Source organism: Shewanella sp. 10N.286.48.B5, assembly GCF_002874355.2.
Classification (GTDB): Bacteria; Pseudomonadota; Gammaproteobacteria; order Enterobacterales; family Shewanellaceae; genus Shewanella.
Window position 1 is genome coordinate 2,162,372 of sequence record NZ_MCVG02000001.1, and the last position, 13,608, is coordinate 2,175,979.

The window sequence follows — 13,608 nt, forward strand, 5'->3', positions numbered from 1 at the left end:
CTAAGATTTGGTTTGGCCAGTTATAGAAAAAACAAAATAGTTACTTATTAACAACAACTTAATCTATGAAATGCTGAAGTTATGTCTACATCACCAATTAAGCTAATGTAGACCAAGGTCGAACTGAATTTAGTGATTGACTAAGATAAGCAGCAGGAAAGTATTGCCTCAAATGGGTATTGAGCTCACAAGCAGAATTCAGATTTTTCACATTACGGGGGCCACAATATCGTTTCCACTTGAGTTAAATGCTTGACGAGTATAAAATTTTTACATAACAGTTCGATCACATGGTATTCGATTGCAGTTTCCTATAATAAATAAAAAAAACCTCCTAATTGCACTCTGTTTTGGCCTATTAGGAATGGTAATTAATTGCTACCCCATTCCAATATTCGCCAATGTCCAATTAGTGCTAGGTAATACTTTTACCGTTATTTCAGCTGTGCTTTTAGGCCCTTGGTATGGTTTAGTCACCGCCATACTCAGCGCAAGTGGATTAATGCTCACTTGGGGTAGCCCCCATGTATATTTACTATTTTGTACCGAAGCAATATTCATTGGCATTGCTCGCAGAAAAGGCCTGTTTCCCTTATATAGCAGTGGTATTTATTGGTTAGCTCTTGGTATGCCATTAACCTACATATACATGGTGACACTTGCTGATTTTCCAGATAGCCACATGTTATTCGCCATTATCAAGCAAAGCATCAACGGTTTAATTTACGCTGGCTTGGCGTCACTGTTCATCTTGTTTATTCCTAATACGTGGCAGTTAAACGACACAAAAACCAACCAAAAACGTCGTAGTTTTAACGCTCAAGTCACCTACTTTATGACGTTAATGATCACCCTTTGCTTGTTATTATCAGCACTGACTTTTAATTATTTGTTTCTTAAAAAACAACAAGAGTTACTGAAGCGAAATTTAACTGACACCACCGAACATATTAGTACGGCAACCGAGCAATACCTTAATGAACATAAAATGGTCATTGATTATGCAGCAGATTTAATCAGCTTAACGACGTCATCCTACAGTGAATTACAACAAGTTTTAATCAAACTGCATCAGCATTATCCTAGTTTTATTACTATGCTGCTGGCAGACACTGATGCTCAAGTGATTGCCGCAAGCCCCAGCAGTATTATGCTCAATAAAACAGGGCAACCTCTGGATTTATCAATTTCAGATAGAGACTACTTTATTGAGTCTTTTTATAATCAGCGCTTGTTTGTTTCGCCTGTGTTTAAAGGCCGCGGCTTTGGTGACGAATCAATTATCGCCATCAGTGCCCCTTTTTATCACAATAATGATCAATCAAAGGTCAGTGGAATTATTGAAGGCTCGCTGGATTTAGCGTTCTTTTCTAAGATAGATAATCAAAATGGAACAGGGGATAAAGAGTTTATTATCATCGTTGATAACAATAACAACATCATTTATTCCACCCCTTCTCTAAACTTAAGCACTCACGTAGAATTTACCTATTCAAATGAAAAAGGAAATTACCGCACCAGTTTAAATGTGATCAATATTCACAACTTAACCGCCACATCACCTGAATACGTGTACATCAGTAATCGACTAAACAATGGTTGGAAGTTGTATGTATTACAGCCACTGTCTCCGTTAGTTAAAACCGCCGAAACACAAATGCTAGGCACCTACTTGATGCTATTCATCTCCATCATTTTGACCTTTTTAATCTCCTCCAGAGTGTGTCGTTTACTCACTAACTCATTAGAAATTGTGGCTAATCAATTCGGACAAATCAGTGGTACTGAATTAAAAGAACAAATTGATAATGAAAGTACATCAGAAGAAGTATATAACCTGTACAAGAGCCTCACCGCCAGTAAACGTGACTTACTTAAGCACCAACTGGAGCTAGAAGAAACTGTCGCGATTCGCACCGATGAGCTTGAAAAAGCCAATCAAAAGTTATTGGCATTAGTGGATAAAGATCCACTAACGGGGCTTTATAATCGCCGTTATGCAGAAGATAGATTTGATAGCTTGCTGGATTTTTGTCTGCGAGGTGAGCATGCCATTACCATTGCTATCCTTGACTTAGATTACTTTAAACAGGTCAATGATAGCTACGGTCATTTGGCTGGGGACGAATGCTTAAGAGTCGTATCTAAACTATTAAAACAGCAATTTAAACGCGATACCGATATCGTTTCTCGCTATGGTGGTGAAGAGTTTATTTTGATATTGCCTTTATCTAATGCCCTTAAAATTGAGCAGCATCTCAATCATTTTAGAGAACAGTTAGCCAAAGTAATAATTAACTCGCCAACGGATGAACAGCACTTTTCAGTCACCACCAGTATTGGCGCGATAACGGCTAACGCCAACTTTTCTAAAGACATTGATCACTGGATAAAAGTTGCAGATGACAACCTATACAAAGCAAAAGAGCAAGGGCGAAATAAAGTCATTATTGATGTGATTAATGATCCAAGTGACCCAGAGTAGCCCACTAACGTTTTATATCAAAACCATAATCGCTAAGCTAGTGACGAGTTTAGCTACCGCGATAATCACGGCTCAATAAACTGCTCCAATCTATCTAACATATACGGATAAAATGGATTCCATTTCTGTCTTAACATCTCTGCGGCGGGGATCCCAAACAATCCCCGCTCACCTTTAAAGATTGCCTGCCCTATCTGAATATGCTGACTTTGAGGCTGATAATGTGGTCCGTATAAGGGGTCATTTTCAGGAAAAGGCAAGGCAACATGCGATAATGAATACACCCCAGCTGGCCATTTCAGTGCTAAGTCTACTGTTGCTCCCTCTTCGCTCTCAACCAAGTTTTGCTCTTGCACGCCATACTCAGATTGCTGGCTATTTTCAATTAAACTTAAACGGTAGTTCATGGGCATGTTGAGCCAAAGTGGCCCCATTTCGTTTAACAAGTTTTTAGTGATCAATTGATGATTATTACGGTTACGATTGATATCAAATATCACTAAGCTATGCTTATCTGAGGGTAAATATTGATACAAATGCTCGACCACCGCGTTAGTAGAAACGGTATCATCTGCAATTGACTGGAAGGTTAAAATAGGAGGAATATTGGCTAATTGCTGCTGATCAAATTGTTTTATTAAATATTGATTTCTTTCAGCCAGTTGATAAACAACGTCACCGGCATTCACTGCAAATGAGATATATTTGAAAGGGTCGTATTCAACCTCAATGGTATTCCAAAACAGTTTTTCTTGATTAATTAAACGCCCTAACCTCGCTTGCCACTTTGCGCCTGCTGCAATGGGCGCTAACCCTATAGCTGGCGAAAGAAACATCATTGCTTGATAATCTGTAGGGTTATTAACAGCAATTGCTTCTAGTTGAAGGTTTAATGCCAGTGCTGCACCGGTAGAAAAGCCCACGACATATAACGGTTTACCGGCCAATTTTTGCTTCATGTGCTGAGTCGCTAATGCTACTGCGCTGGCTAAATCTGGCCAAGTGATATCTGCTAAGCCAGCAGGAATAGTGCCGTGCCCTGGTAAACGTAGCCCTAAAACATCGGCTGAAGCGCTAAAATGTCGCGCTAGGTTTGAAATCGCATAAGGGGAGTCTGACATACCATGGAGAAATAAAATGCCATAATTGGCATCGGGGTTTGACCACTCAAAAGAGCGATTCCAGTTTACATCCCAATGATTTGGATCTGATAAACTATTGGCTTCGTAACGATTAATAGGTGAAGCCAGCTTAGGAGTATATTGTTGGTATATTTTGCGGTCTAACTCATTAAATAGCTTGTCTTCAAGAGCAAGATACTGGGAAAAGTCTGTTAAGCCAGACAACTGATGATATTCATTTTTTAAACGCGTTGTATGCCAAATTTCCAATTCAGAGCGAGCGGTTAAAAACCAAACCACAGCGGCGATAAAAAGCAGTAAACTGGCAATAAAACCATAAATAGCAAAAAATAACAGATGTTTAGTCGAACCGATTACTATTGCTTTCATTCGCCAGTCCTATGGAATTAATTTTTGTCCGTATAGTTTTAATGATAGTCTAAAAAGAGTCTGAATTTACAAATAATAATATGCCATCAGGCCGAAAATATTGAGTAGCAAACCCATAATGAAATCAACTCAGCCAAGCATTCATACAAAGCCTGCTGTTATCACAAATAACGCGACTAAGCCAAACGCCGAGCTTAGCTCAAAAGCTATTTTATTAGGCTCTGAAAAAGCTGAAATCACATTCTATTTGCCAACGCCACCTAAAGTCTCCAAAGCATGGCATTGGCAAAATACAAATGCTATCGAGCAAATCATTAACGATAATGGCAATCATTGGCGAAAAATATTTACTATCATGGCCAAGATTGCTGTTACTGATAAAGCGCCAGATACATGGCGAGATTGCCGCAACCAATTATTTAATCCGCAAGCTACTGATGATTTAAAGCGGGTAGATTTTAGTCAATGTAACATTATCATTAATGCTACTAAGCTTAGTGTGAATAGCCATATTCATATCATTTGTGGCCAAGCTGCATTCGCTAATATAAGCGATCAATCGTTTATATCTGCGTTAACCGCCATAGATGAAAGCCAAAAAATAATGGCGCATGAGCAGATACTCATCACGCCATATTTAGATTACCGCCAGTTTCCCAATGTGTTAATTGAGCAGCTAAGGCGCTATTTAAGCTCACTTAAACAATCCTTGCTCTAAGCTAGTGGGAAGTTAAATTAGTCATAAATCGTCGGGATAGGTTGACGCTTATGTTGGGTGCGCTGGTAAATCGCAATAAGTTTATCTTCAACAAAGCTATCAACCTCTTTGCCTTCTAAGAAATCATCGATTTGATCATAGCTTAGCCCTAATGCCACCTCATCTTCTAATTGCGGTTTATCGTCTTCTAAATCTGCAGTTGGCGCTTTGGTCACTAATATATCTGGCGCTCCAAGGTAACTGGCTAATTGGCGAACTTGACGCTTATTAAGACCAAACAAGGGTGCTAAGTCACAGGCGCCGTCACCAAATTTAGTATAAAAACCGGTAATATTTTCTGCACTATGATCGGTGCCAATGACTAAGCCGCCAGTTAGGCCTGCAATATGATATTGAGCAATCATTCGCATACGGGCTTTGACGTTACCTTTAATGAAATCAACATTATCATTATTAGCGACTTGAATACCGGCATCCTCAAGTCCTGAAACCGTTGCGTTATGCACACCAATAACCCCATCAGCAATATTCACTGTTACCTGCTTTGAGGGTTGAATAAATTGACATGCAAGCTGAGCTTCATCTTCATCTTTTTGTACTTGATATGGTAAACGCACCGCAATGAATTGGTAAGCCTGCTGTGGATTGTCAGCATTTAAGCTGTCTACCGCTAACTGGCATAATCTGCCGGTTACAGATGAGTCAACACCACCACTAATCCCTAATACCAAACAATGGCTGTGAGCCTCGACCAATTTGGTTTTAAGAAATGCTACGCGGCGCTCGACTTCATAAGCAGGTTCAATCGCCTTAAGTACTTTCATTTCTCTTAAGATTTGTCCCTTCACAATGCTCTCCAATGTATTTTTAAAACCAGAATTACTTAAAATGAGGTATGTTTCTGCATATTCAACATCCTACTGAATTTTTCGGCGTCTACCAAGTACTTGTTTATCTTGATGCAAACAAAAAGGGCAATCACCACTTGGTGATTGCCCTTGATTTAGTCACTGATTATATAAACGGAAAACCTGTCTGGTTATCTTTCCCAGTATGACTCTTCTAAACTATCTTCACGCTCAGGTAAACCACGAGATAATCTTGGGCTATGCTGGGCTAATACTTCATAAGCGACGCGGTTAGCATATTTACACACTTGCGAGAAAGATGAATAACACAGGCCATCACGCTGATGCTTACTTGAACCCGGTACATTGGTTTTATGGAAAGTATTAGCTGCTAAGTCATGCAGTAATGCTGATAACGCTCCATCTCCGGCACCGTTTGTATTACGGATATAATCTGGTCCACCCATATAAGGCGAGATATGAGCATACACTTTAATCGGTGTAGTACAGTCTGATTTACGTTTAGGACGCGAGAATTCGTAACGGTTAAATTCAGGAATTGCGCCCGGTAATAATAAATGGGCTGTGGCTCTTTTTTCAGAGTCTTCAGTATAGCCTGCTGTATATAAACCTAACGGTCCTGCAGTACACAACACCATATCACACCACTCTAAGGCCGCTTCGCTGGCTAATAGCGGATCGCTGAACCCCGTTAAGGCCTCGCCTTCGTCTTCATTCATCGCCAAAATTGTTACATTATCGCAAATGAAATCTTGCCACCATTTAGGGTCTTCTTGAATTAAGAAGCGGGTACCTAAAGTCAATACCACTGGCACATCGGCTTCTTTAGCATATTCAATCGCTTTCATTGCCGCTTCAGTGATTAAATCACCTTCGCTGGCACGCATTAAATACGCAGTTAAAACTAGCGCTGAACTACCTTGAACCACGTCTTTATTAATATATTCTGGGGTTAGCTTATCCATTGCACCTTTGCTAATCGCAAAGGTACGTTCACCTTCAGCAGAGATCAAAGTAAAACAACGACCGATAGGGCCATCTACTGGCTGCAGGTAGTTTAAGTCCACTTTAGAGGAGGTATTACAAAGGTAGCGATAGGCATAACTACCGACCATGATATTCTGGCTCATAACGCCAAATAATACCGAACGGTCATCAGCTAAAATTGAGTAGTTATGAACGGTATTACCAATGGTGCCACCAGCAAATTCATCGCTGATCATCTCATTGTTTTTTAGTTCATTATAAAGTTCGTGAGCTTGCTGATCATCAATAAGAGTTGAGTTGCCTTTTGGAAGCCCGTAACGGCCCAGTAGCTCATCTTCGACTTTTGCTTCAATATCCACAAGAGTTTGGTCAATACCGCAAATATAGGTAGATACAGACTGCTCTTGCTGGGTTAACTGAGCCAATAATGGGTCTCGGTTGTTTACTGGGAAATAGTGCTTAGATTTGCGTTGACCAGGGAACTTCATCTTAAACTCTCTTGAGTAGGCATCCATGCAATAAGGATTATGGGTTATTCACAGCTTTTGAAAACAGTAACGCTTTAATAGAAACGTTCTTATTACCAAACGCTAATTTTAACACAAATACAATCAACACCAAGATAGATGTCAATCATTCTCAGTTTTTGTGACGATGATTTTATTTATGACATAAAAAAACCTGCAATGCAGGTTTTTTTTATAATTCAACAGTATAAAAATACTACTTTATAGGTATTAACCTAACAACTGCTTTACTTGCGCGCTAACAGCGGCAACAGTTTGAGTACCATCATACTTAGTGTATTGAGTGTTACCAGCAGCTGCGACTTTACCATAGTATTCTACTAGCGGCTTAGTTTGCTCATGATAAATACCAAGACGCTTACGTACAGTTGATTCTTCATCATCTGGACGGATAGATAAGTCTTCACCAGTGACGTCATCTTTACCTTCAACTTTAGGTTGGTTGAAGATAATGTGATAAACACGGCCAGAGCCTGAGTGAACACGACGACCACTCATACGCTTAACGATTTCTTCGTCAGGCACATCAATTTCTATCACGTGATCGATTTCAATTCCATTAGCAACCATAGCGTCTGCTTGAGGAATAGTACGAGGGAAACCATCAAGTAAGAAACCCTTTGCACAATCATCTTGGGCAATACGTTCTTTAACTAAACCAATAATTAGGTCATCTGATACTAACTGGCCCGCATCCATCACTGATTTAGCTTCTAATCCTAACGGAGTGCCAGCTTTAATTGCTGCACGCAGCATATCACCAGTTGAGATTTGTGGGATACCGTACTGCTCCATAATGAACTGAGCTTGTGTACCTTTACCGGCACCAGGGGCACCCAATAGTATAATGCGCATCTCAAAAGTCCTCTATATTGCTTTCATATTTTTAGGCGGCGATTTTCGCACATTTAGACGGTCTTTAGAAGGTAAAACCTCAAGATTTAGACCAATATCTAATACGAAAATTTTCCGTGTTTAATACAGTAAACTGTATAAACGGCGGCGATACTGACTGGCTATGGCGTTGCCTTGCCCTAGTGCTGTCAATATTTCCATAAACACTTGTTTAACTTTTCCATCCGCAGCGGATAAATCTTTCTCTAAAATGGCAAATAAACACTCAAGTGCCTCTTCGCCACGATTAGCTTGATTCAATGCTTTGGCCAAATCGATAGTCAGTTCAATATTACCAGGCTGCTGTTGTAATGATTGTTGTAACTGACGAATTTCAGGGGTATCTGCAGCGTCTTCTGCTAGGGCTAACTTGGCTTTTAAGTTCTGATAGTAACTGTCTTGATCTGCAAGCCCTATCGTATCTAATAAGGTCTTAGCTTCAGCCAGTATGCCCAATTGTAAATAAACATCGATAAGCACTAAGGCCACTTCTGCTTGTTGCTGAGATTCAGCAAAGGCACTTTTCAGTAATGCTAAGGCTTGTTCAAGTTTTTCGTCGCTTGGCTTTTCAATGCCTGCTTCAACCAAAATCGCTTTTGCAGCATTAAAATCTGTTACCCATAACGCAGGAAGATGCTTATCAAGTAATTCATTCACTTGCGCTGCACTTTGCACCCCAGCGAAACCATCAACCGGCTGACCTTTACTCAGCACTAGGTGGGTAGGTAAGCTCTGAATTTGGAAGTAATTAGCAATTTCTAACTCAGCTTCACAATTCACTTTCGCAAGGATAAAGCGCCCAGCTTGCTCATTGGCAATCTGTTCCATCACTTGTAGCATTTGTACACTTTGCGGTTGCTGTTGTGCCCAAAAAGACATCACCACAAAGTTATCCATCGAAGCATCAACAATTTGCTGAATATTTTCTTTAGTTAAATTAATAATATGTTCCATATTGATTCCTTTTAACTATTTCGTGATAGCTAACAAAAAGCGGGCCTAAGCCCGCTTTATTGCAATACTAATGACTATTTTAAGCTCGCCACTAGCATTTGGTTGGTTAACTTAATGAATGCCGATGGATCCGCTAAGCTGCCCTTTTCTGAAAGCTGAGCTTGTTGTAATAACAAATCTGCCCAGTTAGCAAATGCTAGCTCATCTTGCTCGTCATTTAGACGCTCAACCAGCGGGTGCTGTGGGTTAATTTCAAATGTCGGCTTAGACTCAGGTACAGGCTGACCTGCTGATTGCATAAGCTTAATCATTTGCGATGACATTTCACCTTCACCGGCAACCACACATGCTGGCGTATCAGTTAAGCGAGAAGTCACTTTAACGTCTGATACTTTACCTTCTAGCGCTGTTTTAATACGTGATACTAATGACTCAGCTTCGCCAGCTAACTTTTCTTGAGCTTCTTTTTCAGCAGCATCTTCAAGTTCACCTAGCTCTAAATCACCGCGAGTAACTGAATGAAGTTTCTTGTCTTTAAATTCAGTTAAGTGGTTAATTAGCCATTCATCGATGCGCTCTGACATTAATAGAACTTCAATGTCTTTCTTGCGCAGTAGCTCTAAATGCGGGCTGTTAGCTGCCGCTTCATAGCTATCAGCCACGATATAGTAAATCTTATCTTGGCCTTCTTTCATGCGACTGATGTAATCATCTAATGACACATCTGTCACTGGTGAATTGTTATGGGTTGAAGCAAAACGCAGTAAACCAGAAATACGCTCACGGTTAGCGAAATCTTCAGCTGGGCCTTCTTTTAATACTTGACCAAATTCAGCCCAGAAAGCTTGATACTTTTCAGCATCGTTTTTAGCCATTTTTTCTAGCATGCCAAGAACGCGCTTAGTCACACCAGTGCGCAATGCTTTAGTTACGCTGTTATCTTGTAAGATTTCACGCGATACGTTGAGTGGCAAATCATTTGAATCGATTAAGCCTTTAACAAAACGTAAATAAGTTGGCATAAACTGTTCAGCATCATCTAGTACAAATACACGTTGAACGAATAGTTTTAGACCATGCTTAACGTCGCGGTTAAACATATCCCAAGGGGCTTTAGTTGGGATATATAATAAGCTGGTATATTCTTGCTTACCTTCAACACGGTTGTGAGACCACGTTGCTGCATCAGCATAGTCGTGAGAAATATGCTTGTAGAACTCTTGATATTCTTCATCTGATATATCTGATTTGCTACGAGTCCAAAGCGCAGTGGCTTTGTTCATGGGCTTCCACTCGCCTTCAGTAGCAGGGATTTTCTCGCCATCTTCGCCATCTGTTTCTGGTAGGCCAGCTTCAAACATTTCTACTGGTACTGAGATATGATCAGAGTACTTAGTAATGATTGAGCGCAAACGAGTATCATCAGCGAATTCTTTTTCTTCATCACGTAAATGAAGGGTAATTTCAGTACCGCGGCTATTTTTAGTGATGGTATCAACGGTAAAGTCACCTTCACCTGCTGACTCCCACAGAACCGCTTGATCAACTGCTGCACCTGCTGCACGGGTACGTACAGTGACTTTATCAGCAACGATAAAGGCAGAATAAAAACCTACACCAAATTGACCGATAAGCTGCGAATCTTTTGACTCTTCACCTGATAAGTTTTTAAAGAAGTCTGCAGTACCTGATTTTGCAATCGTACCTAAATGTTCAATCACACCATCACGTGTCATACCGATACCGTTATCTTCAATAGTAACAGTGCCTTTTTCTTGATCGGTACTAATACGAACACGCAGTTCAGTATCGCTTTCATATAATGCGTTATCAGTTAATGCTAAGTAACGTAGCTTATCTGCCGCATCCGCAGCATTTGAGACTAGTTCACGTAAGAAAATTTCTTTATTTGAATATAAAGAATGGATCATCAGATGTAGAAGCTGTTTTACTTCGGTTTGAAAGCCATGCGTTTCTTGTTGAGACATGAAAATTTCCCTTGTTTACGTTAATACATCAACCATGTTGTATCCAACACGGTATAAAAATCTTTGTTACCTAGGAAATGGGGCGCGATAAATAGAATTCAAGGGGAAATTATTTTATTGCTGAAAAAAAACCATGAACTGGCGAAATAACTGGCGATTAGCAATCGATTTGAGCTAATACCGGCTAATATTGGAAACAAAAAGCCCAGCTTACTCACTCATAAGCTGGGCTTTAAAAGAGGGTGTAACAGATTCTGTGTAACTGCAATTTAGTTAATATGCTTCACAATTCTGTCTTCGAACTCAATAATAAATCGGCTCATCGCAGTACGCCAGTTTCGGATGGGCATGGTCCATTTTTTACTGGCTTCTTTTATCGCAAGGTAAATCATTTTCTTGGCCGAGTCATCATTAGGAAATACCTTACGTTTTTTCAACGCTCGTCTAATCACGCTATTTAACGACTCTATAGCATTGGTTGTGTAAATGGCCTTACGAATATCCTGAGGATAATTGAAAAACGTATTTAAGTTGTGCCAATGATTATGCCATGACTTGCTGATTTGGGGGTATTGCTCATCCCAGGTATCGCTGAAACGGTCTAATTCAAGTAAAGCTTCCTCCTCCGTTGTTGATTGGTAGATGCTTTTAAGGTCCGCAGTGACTGCCTTGTAGTCTTTCCACGATACGTACTTTAATGAATTTCTGACCATATGTACGATACAGAGCTGTACATGAGTATCTGGATAAACGGTATTGATAGCATCAGGGAAGCCTTTTAAGCCATCAACACAAGCGATGAGAATATCCTCAACGCCTCGTTGCTGTAGTTCAGTGAGGACACCTAACCAAAATTTAGCCCCTTCATTTTCAGCTATCCAAAGCCCCATTAGCTCTTTGTGACCTTCAAGGTTAATGCCTAACGCTAAGAAAATAGATTTGTTAATAACGCGCTTATCCTGACGGATTTTTACGACGATACAATCAAGGTAAACGATTGGGTAAATGGCATCTAAAGGTCGACTTTGCCATTCAATAACTTGCTCTAGAACGGCGTTGGTAACGCGAGAAACTAACGTGGGTGATATCTCTGCGCCGTACCATTCATCAAAGGCTTGAACGATATCACGAGTACTCATGCCTTGAGCGTAGAGCCACAATATTTTATCGTCCATAGAGGTAAATCTGGACTGGTGTTTTTTAACTAACTGAGGTTCGAAACTGCCTTCACGGTCTCGCGGCGTATCAAGCTCAAATTGACCATCTTCAGTTTGAATGCGCTTGCTGGTTTTACCGTTACGGCTATTAGCAGAAGTCGATTTATGGTGTTTCTCATAGCCCAGGTGGTCATCCATTTCGGCATTAAGAGCGGCTTCGACCGTTATCTTTTTGAGCATCTGACTGAATTGGTTTAAGTCTTCTGGTGTTTTAATGCTTTTAGCAGCTTCTTTAGCAAAAGCTTCAATATCTTTTTTGTTCATGAGTATCTGCCTATCCTTGACTCTCTATAGAGTACGTGTTGATAAGCAGTTACACAAAATTAGTTACAGTCTCCTTTAAAATAAGACACAAATTCACAACTATAGTTCGCAACTATAGTTCGCAACTATAGTTCGCAACTATAGTTCGCAACTATAGTTCGCAACTATAGTTCGCAACTATCATTTATAACTACAGTTCGAACTATCATTTATAACTACAGTTCGCAACTATCATTTATAACTACAGTTCGTAACTATCGTTTATAACTACAGTTCGTAACTATCATTTATAACTGCAGTTCGTAACTATCATTTATAACTGCAGTTCGCAACTATCATTTATAACTACAGTTCGCAACTATCATTTATAACTGCAGTTCGCAGCTATCATTTATAACTACAGTTCGCAACTATCATTTATAACTACAGTTCGTAACTATCATTTATAACTACAGTTCGTAACTATCGTTTATAACTACAGTTCGTAACTATCATTTATAACTGCAGTTCGCAACTATCATTTATAACTGCAGTTCGTAACTATCATTTATAACTACAGTTCGCAACTACAGCGGAATACGACCATTGAATGACAACGCTAACGTGGTGCTATCAACATACTCAAGCTCACCACCAACAGGGACTCCGTGGGCGATTCGGCTGATCACTACATTATGTCTACGGGCCATATCAGCAATAAAATGCGCCGTGGCATCACCTTCTACTGTGGGGTTGGTTGCTAAAATCAACTCTGTGACATCATCTGATGCAAGGTGTTGCTCTAATAACGCTAAGCCAAGCTCTTCAGGGCCCACACCATCAAGGGGTGATAAATGCCCAAGTAACACAAAATAGCAGCCGCTAAAATGGCCACCCGCTTCAATGGCTAACACATCAGCTGGGGTTTCAACCACACAAATTACTTCTGAATTACCCCGTTTAGGGCTACTACAGATCGGACATAGCTGCTCTTCAGTAAAGGTACGGCAGGCTTGGCAATGCCCCACTTCACTCATTGAACGTTCTAACGCACTGGCTAATTTATGGCCCTGTTTGCGGTTACGCTCTAATAATTGAAACGCCATGCGTTGGGCTGATTTTGGTCCGACACCCGGTAAGCAGCGCAAAGATTCGATAAGCTCATCAACCAGTGGACTAAATTTCATAAATACTTCATTGCCTTATTTTATTAAT

Annotated in this window: 10 protein-coding genes; 2 read left to right on the top strand and 8 right to left on the bottom strand. The window is 40.2% G+C overall.

Features of this window, described 5'->3' with window-relative positions; genetic code table 11:
* Positions 1-364: 364 nt before the first annotated feature.
* The gene (locus BCU57_RS09300) at positions 365-2,485 is read left to right on the top strand and encodes a diguanylate cyclase (RefSeq protein WP_102435772.1); all 2,121 of its coding nucleotides are present in this window, start codon (positions 365-367) and stop codon (positions 2,483-2,485) included.
* A gap of 65 nt (positions 2,486-2,550) precedes the next feature.
* Here BCU57_RS09300 and BCU57_RS09305 read toward each other — a convergent pair whose 3' ends face one another.
* Positions 2,551-3,996, bottom strand: a complete 1,446-nt coding sequence (locus tag BCU57_RS09305; RefSeq protein WP_102435774.1) for an alpha/beta hydrolase — start codon at positions 3,994-3,996, stop codon at positions 2,551-2,553.
* 118 nt (positions 3,997-4,114) lie between these two features.
* On the opposite strand from BCU57_RS09305, the gene BCU57_RS09310 reads away from it, so the two are divergent.
* Positions 4,115-4,714: a DUF6942 family protein gene (locus BCU57_RS09310; RefSeq protein ID WP_241903441.1), complete on the top strand. Its 600-nt coding sequence runs from the start codon at positions 4,115-4,117 to the stop codon at positions 4,712-4,714.
* Positions 4,715-4,731: 17 nt separating this feature from the next.
* On the opposite strand, the gene nadE is transcribed toward BCU57_RS09310, so the two are convergent.
* The 7 genes from nadE to recR form a co-directional block, all read right to left on the bottom strand.
* Positions 4,732-5,562 carry an ammonia-dependent NAD(+) synthetase gene (nadE, locus tag BCU57_RS09315; RefSeq protein ID WP_102435776.1) on the bottom strand — a complete coding sequence of 277 codons (831 nt, stop codon included), beginning with the start codon at positions 5,560-5,562 and terminating at the stop codon, positions 4,732-4,734.
* 191 nt (positions 5,563-5,753) lie between these two features.
* Positions 5,754-7,058 (bottom strand): inosine/guanosine kinase, encoded by a 1,305-nt coding sequence (locus tag BCU57_RS09320; RefSeq protein ID WP_102435778.1) that lies wholly within the window; start codon positions 7,056-7,058, stop codon positions 5,754-5,756.
* A 249-nt stretch (positions 7,059-7,307) separates the two neighbouring features.
* Positions 7,308-7,952, bottom strand: coding sequence for an adenylate kinase (gene adk, locus BCU57_RS09325; protein ID WP_076542252.1), 645 nt, complete (start codon positions 7,950-7,952; stop codon positions 7,308-7,310).
* A 120-nt stretch (positions 7,953-8,072) separates the two neighbouring features.
* Positions 8,073-8,945 (bottom strand): co-chaperone YbbN, encoded by an 873-nt coding sequence (locus tag BCU57_RS09330; protein WP_102435780.1) that lies wholly within the window; start codon positions 8,943-8,945, stop codon positions 8,073-8,075.
* Positions 8,946-9,019: 74 nt separating this feature from the next.
* A complete protein-coding gene (htpG, locus tag BCU57_RS09335) occupies positions 9,020-10,933 on the bottom strand; it encodes a molecular chaperone HtpG (RefSeq protein WP_102435782.1) in 1,914 nt (637 codons plus the stop codon).
* 269 nt (positions 10,934-11,202) lie between these two features.
* On the bottom strand, positions 11,203-12,414 hold the full coding sequence (locus tag BCU57_RS09340; protein WP_102440683.1) for an IS256 family transposase: 1,212 nt from the start codon (positions 12,412-12,414) through the stop codon (positions 11,203-11,205).
* Positions 12,415-12,980: 566 nt separating this feature from the next.
* The gene (recR, locus tag BCU57_RS09345; protein ID WP_102436326.1) at positions 12,981-13,580 is read right to left on the bottom strand and encodes a recombination mediator RecR; all 600 of its coding nucleotides are present in this window, start codon (positions 13,578-13,580) and stop codon (positions 12,981-12,983) included.
* Positions 13,581-13,608 lie beyond the last annotated feature (28 nt).

Bases quoted from the DNA above. Each gene is read 5' to 3' on its own strand.
- BCU57_RS09340 (WP_102440683.1), bottom strand. From the start codon at position 12,414: ATGAACAAAAAAGATATTGAAGCTTTTGCTAAAGAAGCTGCTAAAAGC.
- BCU57_RS09320 (WP_102435778.1), bottom strand. From the start codon at position 7,058: ATGAAGTTCCCTGGTCAACGCAAATCTAAGCACTATTTCCCAGTAAAC.
- adk (WP_076542252.1), bottom strand. From the start codon at position 7,952: ATGCGCATTATACTATTGGGTGCCCCTGGTGCCGGTAAAGGTACACAA.
- recR (WP_102436326.1), bottom strand. From the start codon at position 13,580: ATGAAATTTAGTCCACTGGTTGATGAGCTTATCGAATCTTTGCGCTGC.
- BCU57_RS09305 (WP_102435774.1), bottom strand. From the start codon at position 3,996: ATGAAAGCAATAGTAATCGGTTCGACTAAACATCTGTTATTTTTTGCT.
- htpG (WP_102435782.1), bottom strand. From the start codon at position 10,933: ATGTCTCAACAAGAAACGCATGGCTTTCAAACCGAAGTAAAACAGCTT.
- BCU57_RS09330 (WP_102435780.1), bottom strand. From the start codon at position 8,945: ATGGAACATATTATTAATTTAACTAAAGAAAATATTCAGCAAATTGTT.
- BCU57_RS09310 (WP_241903441.1), top strand. From the start codon at position 4,115: ATGAAATCAACTCAGCCAAGCATTCATACAAAGCCTGCTGTTATCACA.
- BCU57_RS09300 (WP_102435772.1), top strand. From the start codon at position 365: ATGGTAATTAATTGCTACCCCATTCCAATATTCGCCAATGTCCAATTA.